This window comes from Polynucleobacter sp. MWH-P3-07-1 (assembly GCF_018687555.1).
Classification (GTDB): domain Bacteria; phylum Pseudomonadota; class Gammaproteobacteria; order Burkholderiales; family Burkholderiaceae; genus Polynucleobacter.
The window spans coordinates 315,895-340,028 of the sequence record NZ_CP061296.1; the positions used below are offsets into that span (position 1 = coordinate 315,895).

A 24,134-nucleotide genomic window follows, 5' to 3' on the forward strand; every position below is an offset into this window, starting at 1 on the left:
GCGTTAAGGAGCTAGAACAGCAGCTATCAGAATATAAAACGATGGTTGCTGAGCTGACCCACGATAACCGAGCGCTAAAGAACCTCATTGAAAAAAAGCTCTAGCGCCAACCGGTAAAAGAGATGCAGTCGATTACCTGGTTGGCGAAGAAGCGGTACCCATTACACGGGCTTGCGCTCATTTGGGGCTGGCCAGGTCATCGTATTACGAGCGCCCAAGGAGCAAAGCTAAAGCCGATGAGCATGTTATTGAAATACTTAATCAAGTAGTTGCCAAGAATGGGCGCTGGGGATTTAGATTATGTTTTGATTGGATGCGCAATCAGGGTTACGAGTGGAATCACAAGCGGGTATGGCGTATTTACAAGGAGATGGGCTTGAACTTGCCCAGAAGAACTAAGAAGCGCATCCCCAAGATGCCCAGAGTTCCGCTCATTGCGCCAACCCAGTCCAATACGATGTGGGCCTTAGATTTTATGTACGACACCTTGCATTACGGCAGGCCCTTTAGGACCCTGAACGTCATTGACGAATCCAACCGTGAGATCTTGGCTATTGAAATTGATATTAGTTTGCCAGCAGCCAGAGTAGTCAGAACATTGGAGCATCTGGAAGAGATCCATGGTTTACCTCAGGCGATACGTCTGGACAACGGGAGTGAACTGAGGTCTGCCGTGTTTATGGGTTGGTGCGAAGAAAAAGGGATTGAACTGAAATTTATACAACCGGGTAAGCCTCAACAAAATGCGTTTATTGAACGCTTTAATAAAACCTACCGTCATGAAGTACTCAACGCGTATTTATTTGAAAACCTCAGGGAGGTACGTGAAATTACAGAAAACTGGATCACGATTTACAACGAAGAAAGACCGCACAGCTCTCTTGGCAGAATATCGCCTAGAGACTATCGAGCAAAGGCAGAAAACAACACTTTAGGAATGTCGGCTTGACGGGGGATACTATAGCATCAAGGGCCTATGTTTTAGATTCTATCGGTAGTTGTCGGGAGATTTAAAGGTGATGCTTAGACATCCCATCCCAAAGTCGGTGAAGTTGAAGCTAAAGAGATGGTTTGGTTTGCCTTAGGGAACAACACTCGAAAACAAATACTCAAAAAAGATTGCTAGGTGCACTGCGCCTTGAAGTGCAGTGGTCTTGCCTAGACTTAGGGTAAGTCCCCCAACAAAGATGCTCAAAAAGAGCAGGGTAATATTGAGATTGCTGATACCCAGACTGAGCGGCAAGTGAAACCAGATCGCAATTGCGGCAACGGCTGGAATCGTCAGGCCAATGGTTGCAAGTGCTGATCCAAGAGCAAGATTAAGACTACTTTGCAATCGATTGGCTTTTGCTGCACGTAATGCGGCAAAACTCTCGGGGAGTAAGACCAATAATGCAATCACAATACCTACAATAGTTTTGGGCAGTCCTGCTGCTTTAACTCCGGATTCAATGGCAGGAGAAAGTGCTTTTGCCAGCCCCACAACCACGATTAAGCAAATGACGAGTAGGCCTAGGCTGGTGAAGGTTTTTGCATTGCTAGGCTTTTCAGCATGAATACTTTCATCATGCTGTTGGCTCTTTTCTTGCGGCAAGTAGTAATCGCGATGTGAGACCGATTGAAAGAATAAAAAGCCGCCATACATCACAAAGCTAGCAATACCAGCAAAGGCAAGTTGACTAGTGGTGAAGTCTGGCCCCGGAGTGCTGGTAGTAACAATGGGCATCACCAGTGTAAAGGTTACCAGCGTGGCGAGTACCGATAAAGAGGAAATTGCACCATCACTACGAAAGCCCATTTCATAGTGTTTACGGCCGCCTATAAAAATGCAGACGCCAATCACACCATTAAGAATAATCATCACCGTTGCAAAAACGGCATCTCGGGCAATAAATTCAGAGCCCTCATGACCGGCAAGCATCATCGAAGCAATTAAGGAAACCTCTATTACAGTGACAGCCAAAGCTAAAACTAGAGAGCCATATGGTTCACCTGTCTTATGAGCAATCACTTCAGCATGATGAACGCTTGAGAGCACAGCACCAATGAGGGCTGCAAAGAGAAAGCAGTTAAACCAAGCAGAAGTTAGCAAATTTGCCACTAGTTATATTCCTTTATGGTCAGAGCGCTAGAACTGTTTTGATATTAATCCCATTTTTACTTAGAAAACTTTCGCCATCAAGCGTATTAATCTGAGCGATGGTTGCGGCGCCAGACACCTTTCCACCAGCCTTTTTAATGAGTTTTGCGGCAGCCAAAATCGTGCCACCAGTTGCTAAGATGTCATCTACCATAAGTACCTTGGCTTCTTTTGGTAAGGCTGATTGCTGAATTTGGAGGGAGTCTGATCCATACTCTAGGCCATAGGTTTCGCTATAGGTGGCTAAAGGTAATTTATTGGGTTTACGAATCAGAATAAAAGGCTTTTGGCAGTACAGGGAAAAAGCGGAACCAAAGATAAATCCGCGGGATTCAATACCTGCAATATGTGTAAATTCATGACTGCTAAAAAGTGTACTTAAGCATTCAATGGCATACTTAAATGCAGCTGGATCCGGTAGCAACGGAGAGATGTAGCGAAATAAAATCCCTGGTTTAGGAAAATCTTCAACAATTGGCAGATAATCAAGCAAATTCATAGTTAGATACCTTATGACCTCAGAAATTGTCATTATCACCGCTCTAGATAGCGAATTAGATAAAAACTCTCTTCCCAGTGGCATCGATATTATTTATAGCGGGATTGGAAAAATCAACGCTGCTATAGCTACCTTGAATGCGATCCATGAGTTTAACCCCAAATATATAGTGAATTTTGGAACTGTTGGCACAGTTAGGCCAAGCATCCGGGGACTCATTCAGATAAAAACAGTCTTGCAAAGAGATATGTGCGCAGAGCCTCTAGCTCCTAGAGGTAAAACCCCTTTTTGTACTCGACCAGCGGAATATCATTCAATAGGTGGAAAGTATATTTGTGGCACTGGTGATAGCTTTGTGACGACTAGAGATCCATGGCTTGAAGAGCAAAAGGTTGATGTGGTGGATATGGAACTATTTGCAATTGCAGCCATAGCTCATGAGAGTAAAGTTCCTTGGTATTCATTTAAATACATTACCGATGATGCCAATGAATCTTCTGGAGCCACCTGGAGTGAGGCGGTAAATCATGGAGAGCAGTTATTTTTAGATGTATTGAAGACTAAATTTTTATAAAAATCATTCGAGTTCATAAATGAAAGCCATCATCCTCTTTGGCCACGGTGCCCGTGATACTCGCTGGCGTGAGCCTTTTGACCGCCTAGTTGCCCTCTGGCGTAACCAGCAGGGCCAGACTCCAGTCGAGTTGGCTTTCCTAGAAATGATGCAACCATCCTTATCCGAGGCCATTGCTAAGTTAACTGCTGTAGGAGCTTCTGAAATTATTGTCGTGCCAGTGTTCTTCGGCCAGGGTGGCCATCTGCGTAACGACTTTCCTAAACTACTTGAAGAGTGCCGTAGTCAATATCCCAACATTGCTTTAAGCGCTACGCCTGCCGTTGGAGAGGATGAGGCCGTCCTGCAAGCCATCATCGACTTTGGTGCCAAGGTACTGTAAATTGGCATCTATTGTTTGTACTGCTTTTATCGTTTCTAGAGCTTGGCCAATCAGAATCAATGCAGGCGAGCTAGGATCAAACCAGTGATCGGCTTTACCCTCGGCTAGTGCAATTAAATTACTTTCCCAATGACGCTCTTTTGTAGTGGAAACTGCCTCAAGAATATGGACTGGCGTATCATCTTTGTGATTCGGGTTTGAGTCAATCAATTGCTTGGCAATTTTGGCTGCATCCTTGCGCCCCATGTAATAGACCAAGGTATCGGCACTCGGATTAGGAATCGGTTGCTTCTGCTCCGTCTCCGCGCTCTCGCTAGCTTGCGCCAGAGTTATAAATGCCACACTTCTTGAGACGCCCCGCAGAGTAAGCGATTTACCTAGACTAGCAGCACCTGCTAATGCTGCAGTAATTCCAGGTACGATTTCAAATGAAATACCCGCATTAGATAGAGCAGTGATTTCTTCATCAGCTCTGCCAAAGAGCATAGGATCACCACCTTTAAGTCTGACGATAATTTGATACTTGTGCGCAGCATCGACTAAACGCTTATTGATAAATTCTTGAGCAGAAGACAGTTTTCCGCAACGTTTACCTACGGGAACCTTAATCGCATTTGGGCAAAGAGCTAACATCCCTTCGTCGACCAAAGCATCATGAAACACAATATCGGCTTTAGCCAAAAGCTTGGCGCCTCTAATCGTAATCAGATCAGCCGCTCCAGGGCCAGCACCCACCAGATAAACAGTTCCTAATATAGACATGATTACGAGCTTAGGTGACCATTGAGTCGCTCATTTAGCTGACTGCGCCTATCACGCCAGCTGTTCTGGGACGTTACGGTAAAGAGATCAAATTGCTTGAGGGCCATATCCAAGTTCTGATCAGCACGTAAGGCAAAGCTATCAAAGCCTGAGCGTGCCCCTAAAACCAATTGATCAATCAGCACATCGCCAATAGCGCGGATTTCACCTGACCAATTAAAGCGCTCACGAAGTAAAGCAGCAGTACTAAAGCTCCTACCGTCTCTAAAGATTGGAAAGTCCGCCGCTACTAATGCCCATGCAGGTTTACCTGCCTCAATCACTTCATGATGCTTCAGAATGTCCTCATCGGCAGCAAACCAAACCCCGATAGTCTTCTTTTGAATGCGTTTAGTAACTTCTGAGTCGGGATCTTGCGCTTGAGCTTGACCATGACTTAGCCACCACTGAAAAGGGGCTAAGACCTTTTGGTCTTGGTTAATCTGAGCAAGGCTGGCTTCAGCTTCTATTCCATTCCAGACTTGCCATTCATTGGCAATGATGGAGGGTTTACCACCCTTGGGATAGAGCAAGACGCTGTTGACTTGAATACTAGATTCCTTAATTGATGGGTTCTCACTCATACAACAGCTCCAGTAGTGCTTTCTTTAGATCTATTTAAATAGGCAGCTTCTTTAAAAGGCATTACACCCAAGCGGCGATAGGTCTCGATAAAGGGTTCATCAGCAGTGCGATGCTTCACAAAGGTATCGATGATGTCCGCCATCACATCGGGGATTTGCTCGGCACCAAAAGAAGGACCAATCACCTTACCAATAGATGCATGATTACCTTGCTCGCCACCCAAAGTAATTTGATACCACTCTTTACCGTCTTTATCGACACCCAGTACGCCAATATTGCCTACGTGGTGATGACCACAAGAGTTAATGCACCCTGAGATATTGAGCGAGATCTCGCCTAGATCGTGCAAGTAATCCAGATCATCAAAGCGTTCCTGAATCGCTTTCGCAATGGGGAGTGATTTAGCATTGGCTAGTGAGCAGAAGTCGCCACCAGGGCAAGCAATGATGTCAGTTAGCAGTCCAATATTCGGCAGTACCACATTTTGTGCTTTAGCCTTGTGCCACAGCTCAAGAAGCTTAGCTTGCTCAACATCAGCGAGCACTAAGTTTTGCTCATGCGTGACGCGCAGTTCACCAAAACTATATTGGTCAGCTAAATCAGCAATTGCTAGCATTTGTTCAGTGGTGGCATCTCCCGGTGCTACAGAGCCATGGGGCTTGAGGGAGAAGATTACACTGGCGTAGCCTGGTACTTGATGGGCTTTGACGTTGCGCTCTAACCATCGTGCAAAAGCGGTTCTTTCATTCTCAAGAGCACTTTGGATGAGATCTTCAGTACTAATTTGTTCTGCAGTTTTGTAAGTAGGCTTGGTAAAGTGCTTAGCAACTCGATCCCACTCCGATTGCTGGAAATTGTCATCCCCGTCTTTAATGCTTGCCCATTCACCCTCAACTTGGCGTGCGAATTCTTCTGGACCTAGGGCTTTGACCAAAATCTTAATGCGAGCTTTGTAAATATTGTCGCGTCTGCCAAAGCGGTTGTAAACGCGCAGCAGAGCAGTTAAATAAGATGGCAATACATTCCAAGGCAGATTCTCTTTGATGAGTGAGCCTAGGATGGGGGTGCGGCCCATGCCGCCACCAGCATAGATGTCTGCTACAAGTTCGCCATTCTCATTTTTCTTCAGTGAAATACCCACATCGTGACACAAGAGGATCGTACGATCCTCTTTAGCGCCACACACGGCAAACTTAAATTTTCGTGGCAGAAATGCAAACTCGGGATGCAATGTTGACCATTGGCGGAGTAATTCACAAACGGGGCGAGGATCGACATATTCATCAGCGGCGACTCCAGCAAAAGCATCGCTCGTAATATTCCGAATACAGTTGCCTGAAGTTTGAATGGCGTGCATTTGCACTTTAGCCAGGTCAGCCAAAATCGCTGGCGACTCTTCTAGCTTGATCCAATTAAATTGAATGTTCTGACGGGTCGTAAAGTGACCATAGCCACGATCGTATTTATCGGCAATATGGGCTAAGGTTCGCAGCTGATCTGAGCTAAGTAAACCATAAGGAATGGCAACTCTGAGCATATAAGCATGGCGTTGGTGATACAAGCCATTTTGCAGGCGCAGTGGCCGAAACTCTTCCTCAGGCAAAGTGCCGTTGATGCGGCGGTCCACCTGGTCTTTAAATTGAATAACCCGCTCATTGACCAGGGTTTGGTCGATATAGTCGTATTTGTACATAGCCTATGATTTTCAGGGATTTTTGATATTTCTTCAAATAATCATAAATTCAGTTCATATATGCTTTTTGATATATCAATCCCTGTCCTGATTTGAGTCAAATTAGCTATCGCGATGAGGTATATTTCTTCAATGACTAGCCCTCAACCCCCTCAAAATATTGCCTCTAACCCCTATGATGCGGAGTTTGAAGACTACCAAGCTACCAGAAGTCAGTTTTGGGATCAAATTAATGACAAACGCTCCTTATCTTTGGGCGGCTACTACCAAAAGAGGCTAGCCCACATCTATCAAAATATCGTACCCGCTGACTCTCAGGTGCTAGAGCTTGGCTGCAAAGACGGCAAATTACTCCATGCCCTAAAGCCCTCAATTGGAGTGGGAGTCGATTTTAGTAAGGAGGCTATTAGTCACGCTAAAAAACGTTATCCCACCTTGGAGTTTGTTCAAATCGACGCCCATCAATTACAACTAGGTGCTCTAGGTGGACGCCAGTTCGATTACATCATCGTCTCAGACTTGGTCAATGACTTATGGGATGTGCAAACCGTATTGGATAGCGTGCGCCCGTTTTGTCATCCTCAAACCCGCTTGGTCTTTAATTTCTTTAGTCATGTGTGGAATTTGCCCTTACGAGCTGCTCGCGCACTGGGTTTAGCAACACCCAATCTGCCGCAAAACTGGCTGACCAAGCATGATATGAATAACCTACTAGAGATTGCTCAATACGAGACCCTACGACAGTGGCGTGAAATCATTGCGCCACTCAATATTCCCCTTGTCTCTAATTTCTGTAACCGCTACCTGGCCAAAATTTGGCCTTTTGAATTGCTCGCCATTACTAATTTCATCGTAGCAAGACCCGTCGGTATGCAGCTGATTAAAAAACCTACAGTCTCAGTAGTGATTGCAGCGCGTAATGAGTCTGGCCATATTGCTGAGCTGATTGCACGAGTACCGGAGATGGGTGGCGGAACGCAAATTGTTTTTGTAGAAGGCAATTCAACTGATGACACCTATGATGTGATTGCTAGCGAAATCGCCAAGCATCCCGAACGCAATTGCATGCTACTGAAGCAAACCGGCAAAGGCAAAGGCAATGCAGTACGGAATGGTTTTGATGCGGCAACCGGCGATATTTTGATGATTCTCGATGCTGACATTACTGTGCCACCAGAAGATCTTGAGCGTTGCTATTTAATTATGGCTAGTGGTTTAGGTGAGTTTGTGAACGGCGTCCGCCTGGTCTATCCAATGCAAGATGAAGCGATGCGATTTTTAAATCTACTGGGTAATAAGTTTTTCTCCTGGGCATTTAGTTGGTTAATTGGACAGCCGATCCGCGATACCTTATGCGGTACTAAAGTGCTCTGGAAAACAGACTACCAGCGCATTGCCGATAACCGCAAGTACTTTGGTGACTTTGATCCTTTTGGCGACTTTGACTTACTCTTTGGCGCCGCGCGCTTAAACTTGAAGATTGTCGAAGTACCCATTCGCTATAGAGCTCGTCGTTACGGAGAAACCAATATCTCGCGCTGGAGCCATGGGTGGTTGTTACTCAAAATGGTCGCATTTGCAGCCCGCCGGATTAAGTTTATTTAATTCAGTTTTCTTTATTTTTGGATTAGTGCTCAGGCCCAGGTTGAGCGCATGCCTCAGCAATTCTGGTCTCACTCATTTGCACATGAGTATGCACTACCTCAGAATGGCAGAAGGGGTGACTACCTTTCCGAATCAGCCAATTGTAGTAATGGGTATAAGGCACCAGATTAGCCAGAACGGTCAAAAAGATTAAACCACCCAGCACTTTAAACTGCAAAGTTTTTGTCATTTTGCTGATGAGCAAAAGCGCATAAGTCAGTAAGAAGAACTCGGAGAAGATACGGTACTGTGGCGCATCGAAGTAGCGACTCTTGTTGACCAAATTGACAATATAAAAACTCACAAAACAAAAGATACCAAACCAAAACTCTTTTTTACTGAGTTGATCCCTTTTGAGAAACATCCAAATCGTGCAAAAAATAATCAGCAAGGTGGATGATGAAATTTTGCCAAAGGTCTCGACCAAAGGGCTGAGGAAAAATATGCTAGCAGCCTGCAGCTTATCGCCTAGAGAAGGGCTAGCAATGAGATTACTTTGGGGGTTCAGTATTTGACTACCCCCCGATTTAAACAGGAAGCGACTCATACTCATCGGGTCAGCAATATTGCCAAAAATGGATACACCTTCATTGACCCAGGTGCTCAAAGCATTCGTCAAGTGATAGGCCAGCCAATAGCCAATATTGAAAAGGCTTAACGCTTTATAGCGATTAATCTTCTTGTGGCAAAAGCAGATCAGCAACAAGAGGCCATTAAAGAAAGTGACTAAGGCGCAATTAAATAAAAATCCTTTACCACTTGATTGCAGGCTATAGAAGTAGAGCAATCCCAGGTATGACAAAGGTGCTAGCAATGCATAGAGCCATTGAGGAAGACCTACTACTTGCTTGCTATTCTGATCTGGATTGATGAAATAACTAGCCCAGCAAAAGTAGAAGGGGGCTAAAACCAGAATCTGTGCTTTATTTAAGGCCCCGCAGAAAAAGAAAATCAGCGCAAGCAATAGCTTGAATGGAGCAGGGGCAGGGATTGCCTTAAAGCTCTCAATAAAGAAGTAAATAGCGAGCAATAAGAAAGCAAAAGCAATTGCTTCGGTGCGGGTGGCGGTGAAATGATAAAAAACACCATTGCTCACAAAGACTAAGAAAGCCACCAATAATGACCCGCGTACATTCTGAGTAAGCTTTTGGCTCACGTAATAAGTGAATGAAACTAGCGCAATCGTGGTCACGAGCGCGGCATGCCTTGCAGTGATCACCAAATACCGCATCGAATCAAAAAGGGATTCTGATTGGTTAAAGCCATCGATCGTCTGAAGGTGAGCTAAGCCCAGCCAATTGGCGATCTTCTGTAAAAAAGCAATCAGTTGGATTGAAAAAAATCCCGGGTGATCGATGTACTCTTGATTAAAGCCGGAGTTGATCAGTAAGCCGTTATAACCTAAGGTGAGCTCTTGATCGGCCCAAAATGACCAGTTGCGATCAAAGCCAATACCGTAGAACAAAAGCGTGAGCACGCTGATGATCAGGAGGTAAGGCCAGACCTTGTATAGTTCACCTGAGATTTTGGAAGGCATGATTAAGGCTTTTGATAATGACGGTATAGGTTTGCAATCGCTGAAAAGCCTAGCACCACTATCAAGACTGCGACCAGGTACTCTTGATTGAGGTATTGGAAAACTAGGCCCTGGTAAACCAAAATGCTGGCAATGACGAAAGCACTTAAGCATCCTAAGATAACAAGCCCAAAATTCGTAATAAAAGCACCAAGCGTGATAGCTACAAAGACCAAAATCAGATCAGAGACCAGTTGATCTGCGCTAACAAAAACACTTTGAGTAAATTGCGGATAGGTGCTCTTACCAATTGCGATGAATAGGAGAATGGCTGCTAGAACTGCAAAGTTCAGTTTGGACTTGAGAAGAATGGCTTTCACAACTTACCCTTGCTTAAGCTTGATTGCTAAATACCAAGCTCATACCTAGCCAAAGCACGATGAGCGCGACTAAAGCAGTCAGGCCAATTTTCTTTAAGAAGTATTCCAGACTATCCATATAAGCTTCATCGTTTCTGCCAAAGTACTGATCAAAGCGCTTCCAAACCAGACGGCCTGCCAGGATGGGTAGCAAAATGGCTGCAATGCCAAAGACGATGGTAAGGGTGTTATCCATATTCAATAGTGCTTTCTCAACAATGAACGGTAAGCATACTGTTTTTCTCAGACTCCAAGTGGGAAGAGCCTTAAATACTGGTAAATAGCTAGCGCAAACCCAATTTCAGGGCAATGCCATCTTTTATTGATACAGTTGGGCATGGAAATACTTCATATTAAAACTTTAAGGGGGAATTGAGCATGAGTAATACAACAACCGGTTTATCAATGGATCAGATTGCAGCGATGCGCACACAGGTCCTAGGCGCTGTTGCTAAAGCACCTGGCATGCTAATTGCCTTAGGCATTTTGTTTATTGCGCTGGGCATGATTGGTGTGGCTGGTCAAGTGATGTTCTCTTTTGTCACGATTAATGTATTGGGCGCCTTTTTAATTATTGGCGGCGTTTTGCAAGCCATTCATGCATTTCAATCGAGCGGTTGGAAAAGCGTTGGAATTCAGATCATATTTGCCATTTTGTATATCGTTGCGGGTCTTTACACTTGGCTCTTTCCAATCCCAGCGCTTGAAGTCATTACCTTGTGGCTAGCAGCGATTTTCTTTATCACTGGTTTTCTACGCTTGATCGCCGCTTTTCATCACCGTCCTTTTGGTCAGTGGTTCTGGTTGGTTCTGTCTGCCATCATTTCCATCTTGATGGGCGTATTGATCATGAATAGTTTCCCAGCTTCGAGTTTCTGGTTACCTGGATTGTTGATTGCTATTGAATTGCTCTTGCAGGGTTGGACATTGCTTTTTATCGGTATTGCAGCCAAGTCTCACTCAGCAAGCTAATGGATTACTGAGCAATTACTTGCTTGGTATTACAGTATCGGTATGAAGAAAACAGATTTATACAAGAATCTCGGTTTGGCAGTCTCCCATCGCATGAAAAATGCGAGCAAGGTTGCCAAACCTGTTGCAAATGAAAAAGCCAAGACCAAAAAAGAGCTCGCCAGCAGTAATCCACTGCTGAGCTCTTTGCTGGGCAAAGCAAAATCCAAGTAGTTGTATTCGCAAGGCATGTTCAGGCAATGTCAGCGTGGTTTATTGGCTGTACTTTGCCTGTTTTCGTATAGTGATGTCTTGGCACAAATTGCACCTCCACTGAACTATGAGAAAAATTTAAGTGAGGTCATCGTTACGGCAACGCGATCCGACACCCCGCTTGATCAAGTGCCGCTGAACACCACGATTCTGACTAAAGAGGTACTAGAGAGCTCACCCGATCAAACGATTGATCAGGTACTCAAAAATGTTCCCGGGGTTTTCTTAAATGATGTGCCGTACTATCAAAAAGATCCCACGGGTCAAAGCATTAATGTGCGCGGTCTTGGATATGGTCGCACGCTTGTTCTGATTGATGGCCTGCCTGCTAACGATGCTTTTTATGGCACTGTTCAATGGAGCTTGGTCCCAATGTCTTCGATTGATTCGGTTGAGTTTGTGCGCGGTGGCGTCTCAAGTCTGTATGGCAATTATGGCATGGGTGGGGTCATCAACATCAATACTCGTACGCCGATGAATAGCCAGCAAGAGGTTTCGGCAAGTTATGGCACATTCAATACTAGTAATGTTTCTGCATCCAAGGATCTCATTGCTTCAGATGCTTTGCAGCTACGTTTTTCTGCTGATTCTTTTAATACCGATGGTTATCAGAATTACGCATCGATCTCTCCTGGATCTCCTAGCAATATCAAAAATGGTATGGGAACCGGAACCTCCAGCAGCTCCAATGTCAGGCTACAAAGTTATTTCAAACCCACGCAAGACACCAAAGGCTTTTTCCGTGTGGGCTATAGCAGCATGAGCGATTTGAGTAATAACTACAGCATTGCACCGAACCTAGTTCAAACTACGGATATTGCGGGCGGCACGACCACTAAATTGGCCGAGGACAAGAAAGTTCAGGTCAATGTATTTTTTCAAGATACCAATTTCTTTAAACAGACAGCTAACAACCTGACGGCCAGCCCCTACAAGCCCTATATCAATGCCAACTACACTGATCCCTACACCACCTTAGGCGGATCGGCGCAATATACTCATGATCTCAAAATGGCCGGGGTCGATCAATACATCCTGGGTATCGACGCTCGCAACATTAGTGCATCCAATCAAACCAATAATCTCAGTAGCACCGGTTCAGGCGCAGTAAGTTCCGTGAACTATGCGCAAGGTCAGCAAAATTTTTACGGCTTATTAGGACAAGTTAAGTCAAGCATGACCAGTATTCCTTTGGAGGCGACTCTGGGTGCTCGGGTTGATAACTGGAATAGTCAAACCCCAACCTATTACAACGCGACTGCAGGCGGCACACCTACCTACCAAGCGATCGCCAATCAAAGCAAAACACAGCTCAGTCCTTCATTAGGTCTGATGTACAAAGCCACACAGGATTTGGATTTTCGGACAGCTGCGTATCAGGCATTTCATGCGCCGAGTATGAATAACACTTTGCGTAGTTATGGTAACTCTGTGAGCGGCTACTCATTGGCTAACCCCAATCTAACTCCAGAAACAATGACTGGTTACGAGGTGGGATCTGATTACCGCTGGAGAGGGGGTTTTGCCCAGCTCACGGCCTTTAGTAACTATATTCAAAATGCGATTGCCAGTTACAAGATTACAAATGCCAATGCCGCCTATGCAAGCAGTTTATGTAGTGCTGCAGGGATTTCTGGTTGTGCAGCTGGATCCAGTGGCTACACCAATGTGAGTTATTACACCAATCAACAAAACTTACTGAGTCGCGGACTGGAATTGCAATATCAGCATGAGATCAATCCACATTGGATGCTGGATGGAGGCTATAGCTACACAAGAACGATCCTGACATGGACTGCGACTACCGATCCTACGGGAACTCAGGTGGGGGGCGTACCAATGAATATGGCTAATGCCGGAGTGACTTATTATCCAGTCCCTCAAGCCAGTTTGACTACCACCGTTCGATACGTAGGCAATTCCTGGATGTCAACGGGTTCCTTACCAGTCCCAGCTTATGCGATTGTGGGGCTCAAAGCCAATTACCAAGTGACACCTCAAGCGAGCATTTTTGCCTCAGTCATTAATTTATTGAACCGCCAATATGTGACCTTTAATATTGCCTCTCAGGCTAGTAGCTATCAAGCTGGGATGCCCCAAGCGATTAATTTGGGCGCACGCATCACTTTTTGAGGAATCCTGCCAGCGTTTTCCCTCATTTAACAAAAATGCTTTAGGATTGTGCAGTTAGTAAAGCAGTAAAACCAGACTGATAAAAATAATTCCTAATAGGGAGACAATGAATGAAAAGCAAACTGATTTATTCCTTGATGCTGCTAGCAGGTCTCAATTTGATGAGCCTAGCGAGTGCCCAAACACCTGCACCAGCCGCCGGAGCAACACCTGCCATTCCGCCAACCTGGGCCCAGGGTCGTACCGCAGATGGTATGAATCCTTCCTTGTCACCAAATCCTCCTGGTATTTCTGCATTACCTGCTGATGAGATTCCAGTCAGCAAGTTAAAAGTTCCACCTGGCTTTAAGGTCGAGCTGTGGGCTTCAGGAATGCCAAATGGTCGCTCTATGACTGAGTCCCCCAGTGGCGTTGTGTATGTTGGCACTCGCTTTACTGGAAACGTGTACGCGGTAGTCACCAAAGATGGCAAGCGTGAAGTCAAAACGATTGCCAAGGGTTTGCATCGTCCAAATGGCGTCGCTTTTGCAAATGGCTCTTTGTATGTTGCCGAGCTCTCACGCATCATTCGTTATGACAATATCGAAGCCAACCTGGATAATCCACCAGCGCCAGTAGTGGTATTCGATGCATTGCCCAAGGATGAGCCTCATGGTTGGAAATTCCTGACCCTGAGCCCTGATGGTCAATACCTCTATTTCCAGATCGGTACACCAGCCAATATCGTGGTGCCGCCCTATACTCATGCCGCGATAGTTCGCCTGAACTTGAAAACCAATATTTTGGAGTACGTGGCAACGGGCGTTCGTAATAGTGTTGGTATGGACTTCCAAAAGGGCACTAAAGAACTTTGGTTCACCAATAACGGCCGTGATTGGGCTGATGAAAATTTACCGAATGACACCTTAAACCGCCTGGCACATAAGGGTATGAACTTTGGTTATCCGTTCTGCCACCAAGGTGACTTCTTGGATCCCGAGTTTGGCAAAGGCCGTTCGTGCGATGAGTTTGACAAGCCAGAAATGAAATTGGGCGCTCACGTTGCAGCTTTGGGTATGCGTTTTTACAACGGCAATATGTTCCCTGCCGAATACAAAGGCAATATCTTTATTGCTGAACATGGCTCCTGGAATAAGACTAAAAAGTCTGGCTACCAAGTTGTACGGGTTGTGCTTGATGCAAAGAACAAGCCTGTCAAACTCGAGCCTTTCATTACAGGTTGGCTGGAGGGCGAGAGCTTTTGGGGTCGCCCAGTTGACGTCCAGGTTCTCAAAGATGGATCGATGTTGGTTTCCGATGATGAAACTGGTGCGATTTTCCGTGTGAGCTATAACAAGAAATGATGAAGTTGAAAAATACTAAGGCCATCCTCGGGGTGGCCTTTTTTACTACCTCCGCTTGGCTAAGTATTCAGCTTACCCAAGCGGCACCACCGGATCCGGTGGCTGGGAAAGCGAAGGCAGCCATGTGTTTTGCCTGTCATGGAGAAAACGGGATTGGCAGTTCTCCTGAGATTCCTAATCTAGCAGCACAACCGGCCTTATCTATTACCTATCAATTGATTCAGTATCGAGGTCAACAGCGAAAAGGTGGTGGCATGGACGGCATTGCGCAAGCCTTGAGTGATCAAGATATGCGTGACATTGCGGCTTACTATTCGGCTCTGCCTCCTCCGCCAGCTAAAAGTGGTAACGCACAATTGATTGAGCAGGGTAAGCAGATTGCGAGCGCACAATTTTGTAACTCCTGCCATGGCGCGCAGTTTCAGGGACAAAAACATATTGCTCGATTAGCTGGTCAGTCCGAGACTTACTTGATCACTCAGCTGAAAAATATCCGCTCAGGTGAGCGGGTGGATATGGATGGCACCATGGGTAGTGCTGCCAAAGGCTTAAGTGATGAGGATATTAAAGCTTTAGCTGCTTATGCTGCTGCTCTTAATTAATCCTTTTTTTAGAATTAAGTTAATTGCAAACCAAAACCCACTTTCTGCTGGTTGATTTTTTAAAGACCTTTGCAGCCCTGACGATCATTCTTCACCATCTGTCTAGTTACGGACAGATTGCAGAAGATGCGCGCACTGTTTTGCCCAATGTCATGGCGTGGCTCTTTAGCTATGGCCGTTATGCAGTGCAGATCTTTTTGGTGATGGGTGGCTATCTAGCAGCGCAATCACTGCTTAAGCAAGAGAAGTTGCGCACTGTTCACGCAGTTCTCAAAGTCATCATCAATCGCTATCTGCGTTTGTTTGCACCTTATGTCATTGCTTTATTGCTGACGATCGCCTGCGCATGGGTGGCGCGCTTTTGGGTCAAGGATGAGTTTGTCGGCCAGTCAGAAACACTGGCTCAATTTTTATCGCACCTTTTCTTCTTACAAGGCATTCTGGGCCTTGATTCAATTTCTGCTGGGGTTTGGTATGTCGCGATTGATTGGCAGCTTTATGCCATTCTCGCTTTGATGTTAGGTATGTTCCCCGGCTTTCGTTCGCTGATTTGGATGCTGGCGATTTTCTGCGTTGCATCCCTGTTGTACTTCAATCGTCTTGGCACCTATGAGAACTACTTTATTTATTTCATGGGCCCGTATGGTTTAGGCATATTGGCTCAGTTATCTAAAAACTATGCCGATCCCAAGGTCAACCGTTTAGCCAGAATCTTTTTAGGCATTGTGACGGCAGTGATTGTGCTTTCCAGTTTTCAGCAAATTTGGATGCGCAATATTCTGGCTTTAGTAGTGTCTTTAGCCTTGATTATTTGGGGTGATCGCGCCTACCAAGATCACAAGCATATGAAATACCATAAGCTTGTTAATGCGATTTTATGGAGTAGTCGCCGATCCTATTGCGCCTTCTTACTGCATTTCTCATTCATCCTATTGGCAAACACACTCTACATTGCTTGGGGTGTGGATCGGCGTCACGATGGAATGATGGCCATCGCCCTCATGTTGATTTCGGTATTTATGAGTTGGCTTGCTGCTAATTACTTGTATCGCTGGGTGGAAGTACCATCACGCACTTTGAAACTGAGCTAGAGGACTAAAGCCCTAAGTCTTTGAGAGCCTGAAAGATCTCGCGATAGGATTTCGGTGGTTTATTAGATTCACGCTCTTTTCTGGCATTACGAATGAGTGTGCGCATATTCTGAATATCCATATCTGGAAACTGCTCAATCAATTTGGTGAGCGCATTGTCATCAGCGAGAAGTCGATCGCGGTAGTTCTCGAGCATATGTAGCTTTGCTGTCTCGGCTTTACTGACTCCTTGAATCGCATCCAAACGCTTTTGAATCGCATCAAGTTCAGATTCATCCAAAAAGCGCATGAGTTTGCCAAGGTATTGCTTATGACGCCGAATCCCTTCAAAGCTCTTGATCTTGGGTGTCTCGGCAATGGCATCTTTGATAGCCTCATCCATCGGGATCGATTGCAAAGCATCGCTACTGAGGGCTGCCAACACCTCGGCGAGCTTCTGACGCTCAGTCATTTGGCGCTTGAGCTCAGATTTACTAGGTCCGTCGTCAGGATCCTCTAGTTTGGGGGTACGATTCTTTTCATTAACGTGCATGACTCTATTTTAGAGGGGATTGCCCCTTGGGCACCCCGCATTGTAAACTAGTAAATAATAGAGTCCTAAAGTTATGAAGCCTGAGAGCCATGAACCAAGCCAATTTCTACGACTACATCATCATCGGCGCCGGTAGCGCTGGCTGCATGCTGGCCAATCGCTTGAGCCGGGATTCTCAAAAGCGGGTTCTTTTGATTGAGGCTGGCAAAAAAGATAACTACGTGTGGATTCATATTCCGGTGGGATATCTGTATTGCATTGATAACCCTAGGGCCGATTGGCGTTTTCGTACTAGCAAGGAAGCAGGGTTGAATGGCCGCTCGCTTTTATATCCTCGCGGCAAAGTTTTAGGGGGTTGCTCTTCCATTAACGGCATGATCTATATGCGTGGTCAAGCTGCAGACTATCAGTCTTGGGTTGAGGCTACTGGTGATGCATCATGGTCTTGGGATGAGGCACTGCGTCGCTATAAATCCTTTGAGGACTATCACGGCCCAGCTAATCAATGGCATGGCAAAGGTGGTGAGTGGACGGTTTCGCGTCAGCGTTTACGTTGGCCCATTATGGATATTTTCAAAGCAGCCGCAGTTCAGGCCGGCATTCCGGCATCAGATGACTTTAATCGGGGTGACAACTTTGGCGTGGGCTACTTTGATGTCAGCCAGCGTAAAGGTTGGCGTCTGAATACTGCCAAGGCATTTTTAAAAGATGCGCAGCAACGTCCTAACCTGACCGTCGTCACTGAGGCGATAGTCAGTAAGCTGATCATTGACCCCATTACTAAAAATTGCCTTGGTGTTGAATATATTCAGGGCGGTCATACTCAACAGGCCCATTGTGCGATAGAGCGGGGTGGCGAAGTCTTGCTGTCTGCCGGTGCGATTGGTAGCGTACAAATTTTAGAGCGCTCTGGCATTGGCAGCGCTGAGCGTTTAAGTCCATTGGGCGTTCCGGTAATGAGTGATCTGCCCGGCGTCGGTGAGAATCTACAAGATCACTTGCAGTTAAGAATGGTCTACAAAGTTAACGGGATTGCGACCCTGAATACCAAAGTGCACTCTTGGTTTGGCAAGATCATGATCGGTCTAGAGTATCTCTTCAAACGTTCAGGTCCGATGTCAATGGCGCCATCTCAGCTGGGCGCCTTTGCCTACAGCTCACCAGCACAAGAGCGGGCAAATGTGGAATATCACGTTCAACCTTTATCGCTGGAAAAGTTTGGCGATCAATTGCATCGCTTTAATGCGTTTACAGCGAGTGTCTGTAATTTACGTCCGACCTCACGAGGCAGTGTGCATATCAACACATTAGACGTTAATGCGCCACCGGTGATTAGTCCGAACTACTTATCGACTGATGAAGATCGCCAAATTGCAGCAGAGTCTTTGCGTCTCACAAGAAAGATTGTACAAAGCCCCGCTTTAGCGCCTTACTCACCAGAAGAGTACAAGCCTGGTATGCAATATCAAACTGATGCTGATCTAGTGAAAGCCGCAGGAGATATTGGTACGACGATTTTTCATCCAGTGGGCACTTGTAAGATGGGGCGCACTGATGATTCGATGGCAGTCTTGGATTCAGAATTGCGTGTTAGAGGAATTCATCACTTGCGGGTGGTTGATGCCTCTGCCATGCCGACCATTACCTCTGGAAATACTGCGGCGCCCACCATGATGATTGCGCAGCGTGCGATCGAGTTGATTACTGGTAAGCAAAGTTAAGAGCGGTTACTTAAAACTTTTGTCAAACACCAAAATAACTACCCTGCCATTTACCCACTTATTGGTGGCCTTGGCGATCGTCGCGATTTGGGGTACCAATTTCGTGATCATGAAATATTGCTTGGCAGTTTTGCCACCATTTCTGTTTGCTGCGCTACGCTACACCTTTGCTTTCCTGCCGATGGCCTTATTCATTCCCAGGCCTAGAGTCCCGCTTTGGAATCTTGCACTCTATGGATTATTCATTGGAGTAGGGCAGTTCGGGGTGGTGTATTACGCAGTCAATAGCCAAATCTCACCAGGCTTGGCATCTCTGGTCATTCAGGTGCAAGTCTTCTTTACGATCGGCTTCGCGATGCTTCTGACAAAAGAGCGTTTGCGTCGCTATCAAATGTTCGCATTATTGTTGGCCATTCTCGGCTTACTGCTGATTGCATTGCATACCGATGCGACCACCACCTTACTGGGCTTAGCCCTCATGATATTCGCTGGTTTTTCTTGGGGTGCGGCCAATACCGTGGGTCGCTACGCAGGTATTAGCAATCCAGCTCAATTATTTGCTTATGTAGTGTGGGCCAGCGCATTTTCTGTTCCTCCCTTACTGCTGATATCGGCTGTCTTTGAGGGTGGAGTGGAGCACTTGACCCTCGTTCTAGAGCAAGCGCCACTCGGGGTCTGGTTAGGGGTCTTCTGGCAATCCTGGGCAAACACTCTATTTGGCTATGCAGCCTGGGCTTGGCTCCTCTCAAAACACCCAGCTGCAGTTGTAGCTCCGATGCCTCTCTTAGTACCCATCTTTGGAATGGGGGCTTCTGCGATCTATTTGGGGGAAGGCCTGCCAGCCTGGAAGTTATTTGCCGCTGGCTTGGTCATGGTGGGGCTTTTGATTAATGTGTCTTGGCCAAGGCTAAAGGAACGCTTTGCCAGGGTGATTTAAATACTTGTCAGAACCTGATGAAAACCCCTATAGAAAGCCCTTTTTATGGGTTTGCAAACCCTGTAAGATGAATATTCGATTCAGTTTCACTAAAAAAGATTTTTTAATTTAAAGCTTTATTCACGGAGACATCATGAAAATTCGTCGTCACATTTTTGCAATTACTACCGCTGCAATGTTATCTGCCGGCGCACACGCTGCTGATATCAAAATTGCTGTGCAAGGCCCCTTTACTGGCGGCTCCTCTTCAATGGGCGTGAGCATGCGCGATGGGGTTCGCTTGGCTGCCAAAGAAATTAATGCCGCTGGCGGTATTAATGGCAACAAGATCGTGCTGATTGAGCGTGATGATGAAGCGAAAAATGAGCGTGGTGTACAAATCGCTCAAGAGATGATTAATAACGAGAAAGTGGTTGTAGCCTTGGGTTACGCTAACACTGGCGTTGCTTTGGCATCCACCCGTTTTTACCAAGACGCAAAGATTCCAGTGATTGACAATATTGCCACTGGATCATTGGTTACTCGTCAGTTCCCAAATGCACCTGAGAACTATGTCTTCCGTATTGCGGCTGCCGATAATATCCAGGCTCCAATGATTGCCAAAGAAGCGGTTGAGAAGCGTGGCTTGAAAAAAGTGGCGATTTTGGCTGACTCCACCAACTATGGTCAATTGGGTCGTGAAGACTTAGAGAAGGCCCTGAAGGTTTACGGCGTTACACCAGTTGCTGAAGAGAAATTTAACTTGGGCGACGTCGATATGACTTCCCAGTTACTTAAAGCGAAAAATGCAGGCGCTGAAGTGGTGCTCACTTATGCAATCGGACCCGAGTTGGCGCAAATTGCCAACGGTATGGCTAAGCTGGGTTGGAAGAAGCCGATCATCGGAAGCTGGACTTTATCGATGGCTAGCTTTATTGATACCGCAGGTAAGAATGGTGACGGCGCAGTGATGCCTGAGACTTTTATTCAGCAACCAGCCAATACGCCAAAACGTAAGGCATTTGTGGATAACTATCTGAAGGATTTCAAACCTAAAAATGGCATCATCGCTTCTCCAGTATCTGCAGCCCAAGGTTACGACTCCGTTTACGTCTTAGCCGCAGCGATCAAGCAGGCTAACAGCACAGAAGGGCCAAAAATCTTGGCAGCATTGCAAGATTTGAAGACCCCAGTTGAGGGCGTTGTAATGACCTATAACAAGCCATTTAGCGCTACTGATCACGAGGCTATTAAGGCCAAGGATGTCGTGATGGGCGTAGTTGAAAGCGGCCGCGTTCAGTATTTGAATGCTGAAGACGCTACAGCCAAGAAGAAGTAAGACAGTCCTGGAGCAGCGCTTTTTCTGCGCCGCACCATGAGCTTGACCAAAACGCCGCCCTCCAGCGGCGTTTTGCTTACAATGACGGATTCGACAATTAACCCTTTTTCGGTACTTTTAGGCTAATCACAATGGACATGCTTGCTCAAATCCTCTCAAGCGGTATCGCAGTGGGGATGATTTACGCGGTTATCGCGTTCGGTTTCCAGCTTACCTTTGCCACTTCTGGCACCTTGAACTTCGGTCAAGGTGAGGCCTTAATGTTAGGTGCCTTAGTGGGTCTGACTTGTGTCGACACCTTGGGCATGAACTACTGGGCGATGATTCCGGTGGTTTGTCTGTTTGGTATGTTGCAGGGTAGCTTTGTAGAGTTGATTGGTGTGCGTCCAGCCATCAAGATTAAGTCTGAGTTTGGTTGGATCATGTCCACCATTGCCCTTGGCATTATTTTTAAGAACGTTGCAGAAAACGTTTGGGGTCGTGATGCTTTGCCATTCCCGCCTCCTTTGCCAATGGAGCCAATGTCCTTCTTGGGCGCGAATATTTTGCCAATGGAAATCTTGGTGGTGGTAGGTGCTTTAGTGATGATGTTGTTGGTGGAGTTTTTCAACCGTAAAACGATTTACGGTAAAGCGGTGGTTGCAACCGCGAATGATCGCGATGCGGCTGGCCTGATGGGCATCAACACTAGTATGGTGATTACCTTTTCTTATGCGCTCTCATCATTGACTGCAGCATTTGCTGGTGTACTCATTGCACCTTTGACATTGACGGGTGCCACCATGGGCGGCGCTTTAGGCCTCAAAGCTTTTGCAGTCGCGATCATCGGTGGCCTCTCAAGCGGGATGGGCATTATCGTCGGCGGTTTGATCTTGGGAATTGTAGAAACCGCAACGGGTTTCTATTTTTCGACGGGTTACAAAGATGTACCAGGCTTGATCTTATTGTTGCTGGTGCTCGCATACAAACCCTCTGGCCTCTTCGGCAAATCTGCGATTAAGAAAGTTTAATGATGAAATTGAAGTCCCACCTTCCTCTATTAGCTGCCATAGTTGGCTTAATTGGTTTGCCGCTATTTGTTGAGAATCCATACTACATTCACTTAGCTGAAACGATCCTGATCTACACCATTTTGTTATTCGGTTTAGACATCGTGGTTGGATATGTTGGCCAAGTTTCCTTGGGTCATGCTGGTCTCTTCGGTATTGGTTCATATACCGCAGGCATCTTGTTCTTTCATCTAGGCTGGCCAGTCTGGGCAACCATTCCCGCTTCGATTATTGTGACCGCGATCTTTGGCGGTATTCTGGCCTTGCCAGCACTCAAAGTGATCGGGCCTTATTTGGCGATGGTGACCTTGGCATTTGGCACGATTGCGCAGATTTTGATTAACGAGATGAGCTGGTTAACAGAGGGCCCATTGGGCATCAAGTTAACGCTCCCAGAGCTCATGGGAACAACCATGACGGCATCTGAGTATTTCTGGTTAGTGGCTGCCATTACGATTCTGGCTTTGATCGTAGTTGACCGTTTTGTGAAGTCTCAAATGGGTCGTGCTTTTGAAGCCTTGCGTGATAGTCCTGTGGCCTGTGACTGTATGGGTGTCTCGGTATATCGCTTTAAGGTGATCGCCTTTGTGATCAGCGCTGGCTTTGCTGGCTTGGCAGGTTGCTTGTATGCCTATTCAGAGCAATATATTTCTCCAAACACTTATAACAATGAATTAGCCGTTCTCTTCTTGTTGGCCATCATCATGGGTGGACGTAAATCCCGTCTTGGCGCAGCGATTGGTGCAGCCATCATTGTCTTGTTACCAAAATTACTCGACGACATTAACCTGTTCCGCATCGTTGCATCGATTATTGCAATCGTTGTTACGCTCGGTGCAGTGCTCGCATTGTCTAAAAAGATTACGACGCCTAAACGCGTTGCAATCCCTGTAGCAGGTGTAGTCGGTTTGGCAGCCTTCTCATTCTGGCTCAATAGCATTGCCGATTGGCGCTTGAGTATTTTTGGCTTCATGATTTTGTTGGTGGTGTACTACCTACAAAACGGTATCGTTGGTTTTGCTAAGACCTTCTACTTAGCGGTTACTGGTAAAACTAAAACCACTGTTGGTGAAGCTACTGCTGAAAATACCGACTCTTCAGTCGACTTCATTAGCGCGGTCGGTAATAAAAATGCTGGCGCTGAGTTATTAAAGGTCGAGTCTGTCCTGATGCAGTTTGGTGGACTTAAGGCGCTGAACAACGTAGACCTCAGCATTAAGCGTGGCACCATTCATGGTCTGATCGGACCTAACGGCTCTGGTAAGAGCACGATGATGAACGTGCTCACGGGTATTTATATCCCTACCGCCGGTAATGTGCTTTACGCCGATGAGAGCGTAGTGGGTAAAACCTCATCTGAGATTGCGCTTTCAGGTATTGCTCGAACTTTCCAAAACGTGCAGCTCTTTGGCGAGATGACCGCTCTACAGAATATTTTGGTTGGTCTGCACCACACCTTCAAATCCAATATGTTGGATATCGCTCTGCATTTACCTCGCTACTTAAGAGAAGAGCGTGATGCCCGTAATCGTGCCATGGCCTTGTTAAAGTTTGTAGGTCTCGAAGATTTGGCCAATGAAGAAGCCCGCAATTTGCCTTACGGTAAACAGCGCCTGCTCGAGATTGCGCGTGCCTTAGCACTCGACCCAGAATTGCTCTTGCTCGATGAGCCAGCCGCTGGATTGACTGCTCCTGACATTAAAGAGTTGTTGCGCATCATTCGCAAAATTCGGGATAACGGCATTACCTTTATCTTGATTGAGCACCATATGGATGTGGTGATGTCTGTTTGCGATACGGTTTCAGTACTCGACTTTGGTCAGAAGATTGCGGAAGGTAAGCCGGCTGAAGTGCAGGCGGATGAGAAAGTCATCCACGCTTACTTAGGTGCTTAGTCAACATTCATTATTAAAATTTATTAAATCGGTAAA

General features: G+C 46.1%; 24 protein-coding genes. 15 read left to right on the top strand and 9 right to left on the bottom strand.

Features of this window, described 5'->3' with window-relative positions; all coding sequences use genetic code 11:
- Window positions 1-181: 181 nt before the first annotated feature.
- Window positions 182-949 (top strand): IS3 family transposase, encoded by a 768-nt coding sequence (locus ICU98_RS01730; protein ID WP_371818430.1) that lies wholly within the window; start codon window positions 182-184, stop codon window positions 947-949.
- A gap of 132 nt (window positions 950-1,081) precedes the next feature.
- Here ICU98_RS01730 and ICU98_RS01735 read toward each other — a convergent pair whose 3' ends face one another.
- Window positions 1,082-2,101 (bottom strand): calcium:proton antiporter, encoded by a 1,020-nt coding sequence (locus tag ICU98_RS01735; protein ID WP_215352435.1) that lies wholly within the window; start codon window positions 2,099-2,101, stop codon window positions 1,082-1,084.
- A 19-nt stretch (window positions 2,102-2,120) separates the two neighbouring features.
- A complete protein-coding gene (locus ICU98_RS01740; RefSeq protein WP_215352436.1) occupies window positions 2,121-2,639 on the bottom strand; it encodes an adenine phosphoribosyltransferase in 519 nt (172 codons plus the stop codon).
- Between the two features lie 13 nt (window positions 2,640-2,652).
- Here ICU98_RS01740 and ICU98_RS01745 point away from each other — a divergent pair, with 13 nt between their 5' ends.
- On the top strand, window positions 2,653-3,213 hold the full coding sequence (locus tag ICU98_RS01745; RefSeq protein WP_215352437.1) for a 5'-methylthioadenosine nucleosidase: 561 nt from the start codon (window positions 2,653-2,655) through the stop codon (window positions 3,211-3,213).
- Between the two features lie 19 nt (window positions 3,214-3,232).
- On the top strand, window positions 3,233-3,595 hold the full coding sequence (locus ICU98_RS01750) for a sirohydrochlorin chelatase (RefSeq protein ID WP_215352439.1): 363 nt from the start codon (window positions 3,233-3,235) through the stop codon (window positions 3,593-3,595).
- Here ICU98_RS01750 and cobA read toward each other — a convergent pair.
- Genes cobA through ICU98_RS01765 form a run of 3 tightly spaced genes read right to left on the bottom strand, consistent with a single transcriptional unit; the run spans window position 3,518 to window position 6,674 of the window.
- A complete protein-coding gene (gene cobA / locus ICU98_RS01755) occupies window positions 3,518-4,357 on the bottom strand; it encodes a uroporphyrinogen-III C-methyltransferase (protein ID WP_215352440.1) in 840 nt (279 codons plus the stop codon). The two genes, ICU98_RS01750 and cobA, sit on opposite strands and share 78 nt — an antisense overlap.
- A 2-nt stretch (window positions 4,358-4,359) precedes the next feature.
- Window positions 4,360-4,980 carry a DUF934 domain-containing protein gene (locus ICU98_RS01760; protein WP_215352441.1) on the bottom strand — a complete coding sequence of 207 codons (621 nt, stop codon included), beginning with the start codon at window positions 4,978-4,980 and terminating at the stop codon, window positions 4,360-4,362.
- A complete protein-coding gene (locus ICU98_RS01765) occupies window positions 4,977-6,674 on the bottom strand; it encodes a nitrite/sulfite reductase (RefSeq protein ID WP_215352442.1) in 1,698 nt (565 codons plus the stop codon). The genes ICU98_RS01760 and ICU98_RS01765 overlap by 4 nt, the downstream gene beginning before the upstream one ends.
- A gap of 132 nt (window positions 6,675-6,806) precedes the next feature.
- On the opposite strand from ICU98_RS01765, the gene ICU98_RS01770 reads away from it, so the two are divergent.
- Window positions 6,807-8,279 (top strand): glycosyltransferase, encoded by a 1,473-nt coding sequence (locus ICU98_RS01770; protein ID WP_215352443.1) that lies wholly within the window; start codon window positions 6,807-6,809, stop codon window positions 8,277-8,279.
- Window positions 8,280-8,301: 22 nt separating this feature from the next.
- On the opposite strand, the gene ICU98_RS01775 is transcribed toward ICU98_RS01770, so the two are convergent.
- From ICU98_RS01775 to ICU98_RS01785, 3 genes are read right to left on the bottom strand one after another with little or no spacing between them, the layout of a single operon-like run.
- Window positions 8,302-9,855: a hypothetical protein gene (locus ICU98_RS01775; protein ID WP_215352444.1), complete on the bottom strand. Its 1,554-nt coding sequence runs from the start codon at window positions 9,853-9,855 to the stop codon at window positions 8,302-8,304.
- A gap of 2 nt (window positions 9,856-9,857) precedes the next feature.
- Window positions 9,858-10,214 carry a hypothetical protein gene (locus ICU98_RS01780; RefSeq protein WP_112238545.1) on the bottom strand — a complete coding sequence of 119 codons (357 nt, stop codon included), beginning with the start codon at window positions 10,212-10,214 and terminating at the stop codon, window positions 9,858-9,860.
- A gap of 13 nt (window positions 10,215-10,227) precedes the next feature.
- Window positions 10,228-10,449: a hypothetical protein gene (locus ICU98_RS01785; protein ID WP_112313704.1), complete on the bottom strand. Its 222-nt coding sequence runs from the start codon at window positions 10,447-10,449 to the stop codon at window positions 10,228-10,230.
- 182 nt (window positions 10,450-10,631) lie between these two features.
- Between ICU98_RS01785 and ICU98_RS01790 the strand changes: the two genes are divergently transcribed.
- The 6 genes from ICU98_RS01790 (at window position 10,632) to ICU98_RS01815 (ending at window position 16,646) form a co-directional block, all read left to right on the top strand.
- Window positions 10,632-11,225, top strand: a complete 594-nt coding sequence (locus ICU98_RS01790) for an HdeD family acid-resistance protein (RefSeq protein ID WP_215272995.1) — start codon at window positions 10,632-10,634, stop codon at window positions 11,223-11,225.
- Between the two features lie 42 nt (window positions 11,226-11,267).
- Window positions 11,268-11,438, top strand: a complete 171-nt coding sequence (locus ICU98_RS01795) for a hypothetical protein (protein ID WP_158525527.1) — start codon at window positions 11,268-11,270, stop codon at window positions 11,436-11,438.
- Between the two features lie 78 nt (window positions 11,439-11,516).
- Window positions 11,517-13,610 carry a TonB-dependent receptor gene (locus ICU98_RS01800; RefSeq protein WP_215352445.1) on the top strand — a complete coding sequence of 698 codons (2,094 nt, stop codon included), beginning with the start codon at window positions 11,517-11,519 and terminating at the stop codon, window positions 13,608-13,610.
- A 110-nt stretch (window positions 13,611-13,720) separates the two neighbouring features.
- Window positions 13,721-14,953: a sorbosone dehydrogenase family protein gene (locus tag ICU98_RS01805; RefSeq protein ID WP_251365366.1), complete on the top strand. Its 1,233-nt coding sequence runs from the start codon at window positions 13,721-13,723 to the stop codon at window positions 14,951-14,953.
- Window positions 14,950-15,555: a cytochrome c gene (locus ICU98_RS01810; protein WP_215352447.1), complete on the top strand. Its 606-nt coding sequence runs from the start codon at window positions 14,950-14,952 to the stop codon at window positions 15,553-15,555. The genes ICU98_RS01805 and ICU98_RS01810 overlap by 4 nt, the downstream gene beginning before the upstream one ends.
- Before the next feature lie 23 nt (window positions 15,556-15,578).
- The gene (locus ICU98_RS01815; protein ID WP_215352448.1) at window positions 15,579-16,646 is read left to right on the top strand and encodes an acyltransferase; all 1,068 of its coding nucleotides are present in this window, start codon (window positions 15,579-15,581) and stop codon (window positions 16,644-16,646) included.
- A gap of 4 nt (window positions 16,647-16,650) precedes the next feature.
- Here the strand turns inward: ICU98_RS01815 and yjgA are convergent, their stop codons facing one another.
- Window positions 16,651-17,178 (bottom strand): ribosome biogenesis factor YjgA, encoded by a 528-nt coding sequence (gene yjgA / locus ICU98_RS01820; RefSeq protein ID WP_215288953.1) that lies wholly within the window; start codon window positions 17,176-17,178, stop codon window positions 16,651-16,653.
- An 89-nt stretch (window positions 17,179-17,267) separates the two neighbouring features.
- Between yjgA and ICU98_RS01825 the strand changes: the two genes are divergently transcribed.
- The 5 genes from ICU98_RS01825 (at window position 17,268) to ICU98_RS01845 (ending at window position 24,098) form a co-directional block, all read left to right on the top strand.
- The gene (locus ICU98_RS01825; RefSeq protein ID WP_215352450.1) at window positions 17,268-18,899 is read left to right on the top strand and encodes a GMC family oxidoreductase; all 1,632 of its coding nucleotides are present in this window, start codon (window positions 17,268-17,270) and stop codon (window positions 18,897-18,899) included.
- Window positions 18,900-18,942: 43 nt separating this feature from the next.
- A complete protein-coding gene (locus ICU98_RS01830; protein WP_215289128.1) occupies window positions 18,943-19,836 on the top strand; it encodes an EamA family transporter in 894 nt (297 codons plus the stop codon).
- Between the two features lie 133 nt (window positions 19,837-19,969).
- Complete coding sequence (locus tag ICU98_RS01835) at window positions 19,970-21,154, top strand: ABC transporter substrate-binding protein (RefSeq protein ID WP_215288957.1); 1,185 nt, start codon at window positions 19,970-19,972, stop codon at window positions 21,152-21,154.
- A gap of 131 nt (window positions 21,155-21,285) precedes the next feature.
- Window positions 21,286-22,164: a branched-chain amino acid ABC transporter permease gene (locus ICU98_RS01840; protein ID WP_215335091.1), complete on the top strand. Its 879-nt coding sequence runs from the start codon at window positions 21,286-21,288 to the stop codon at window positions 22,162-22,164.
- Between the two features lie 2 nt (window positions 22,165-22,166).
- Window positions 22,167-24,098 carry an ATP-binding cassette domain-containing protein gene (locus tag ICU98_RS01845; RefSeq protein ID WP_215353046.1) on the top strand — a complete coding sequence of 644 codons (1,932 nt, stop codon included), beginning with the start codon at window positions 22,167-22,169 and terminating at the stop codon, window positions 24,096-24,098.
- The last annotated feature ends 36 nt before the right edge of the window (window positions 24,099-24,134 follow it).

Coding starts and splice junctions, on each gene's coding strand:
- ICU98_RS01740 (WP_215352436.1), bottom strand. CDS start 2,639: ATGAATTTGCTTGATTATCTGCCAATTGTTGAAGATTTTCCTAAACCA.
- ICU98_RS01745 (WP_215352437.1), top strand. CDS start 2,653: ATGACCTCAGAAATTGTCATTATCACCGCTCTAGATAGCGAATTAGAT.
- ICU98_RS01750 (WP_215352439.1), top strand. CDS start 3,233: ATGAAAGCCATCATCCTCTTTGGCCACGGTGCCCGTGATACTCGCTGG.
- cobA (WP_215352440.1), bottom strand. CDS start 4,357: ATGTCTATATTAGGAACTGTTTATCTGGTGGGTGCTGGCCCTGGAGCG.
- ICU98_RS01760 (WP_215352441.1), bottom strand. CDS start 4,980: ATGAGTGAGAACCCATCAATTAAGGAATCTAGTATTCAAGTCAACAGC.
- ICU98_RS01765 (WP_215352442.1), bottom strand. CDS start 6,674: ATGTACAAATACGACTATATCGACCAAACCCTGGTCAATGAGCGGGTT.
- ICU98_RS01770 (WP_215352443.1), top strand. CDS start 6,807: ATGACTAGCCCTCAACCCCCTCAAAATATTGCCTCTAACCCCTATGAT.
- ICU98_RS01775 (WP_215352444.1), bottom strand. CDS start 9,855: ATGCCTTCCAAAATCTCAGGTGAACTATACAAGGTCTGGCCTTACCTC.
- ICU98_RS01785 (WP_112313704.1), bottom strand. CDS start 10,449: ATGGATAACACCCTTACCATCGTCTTTGGCATTGCAGCCATTTTGCTA.
- ICU98_RS01790 (WP_215272995.1), top strand. CDS start 10,632: ATGAGTAATACAACAACCGGTTTATCAATGGATCAGATTGCAGCGATG.
- ICU98_RS01795 (WP_158525527.1), top strand. CDS start 11,268: ATGAAGAAAACAGATTTATACAAGAATCTCGGTTTGGCAGTCTCCCAT.
- ICU98_RS01805 (WP_251365366.1), top strand. CDS start 13,721: ATGAAAAGCAAACTGATTTATTCCTTGATGCTGCTAGCAGGTCTCAAT.
- ICU98_RS01810 (WP_215352447.1), top strand. CDS start 14,950: ATGATGAAGTTGAAAAATACTAAGGCCATCCTCGGGGTGGCCTTTTTT.
- yjgA (WP_215288953.1), bottom strand. CDS start 17,178: ATGCACGTTAATGAAAAGAATCGTACCCCCAAACTAGAGGATCCTGAC.
- ICU98_RS01825 (WP_215352450.1), top strand. CDS start 17,268: ATGAACCAAGCCAATTTCTACGACTACATCATCATCGGCGCCGGTAGC.
- ICU98_RS01835 (WP_215288957.1), top strand. CDS start 19,970: ATGAAAATTCGTCGTCACATTTTTGCAATTACTACCGCTGCAATGTTA.
- ICU98_RS01840 (WP_215335091.1), top strand. CDS start 21,286: ATGGACATGCTTGCTCAAATCCTCTCAAGCGGTATCGCAGTGGGGATG.
- ICU98_RS01845 (WP_215353046.1), top strand. CDS start 22,167: ATGAAATTGAAGTCCCACCTTCCTCTATTAGCTGCCATAGTTGGCTTA.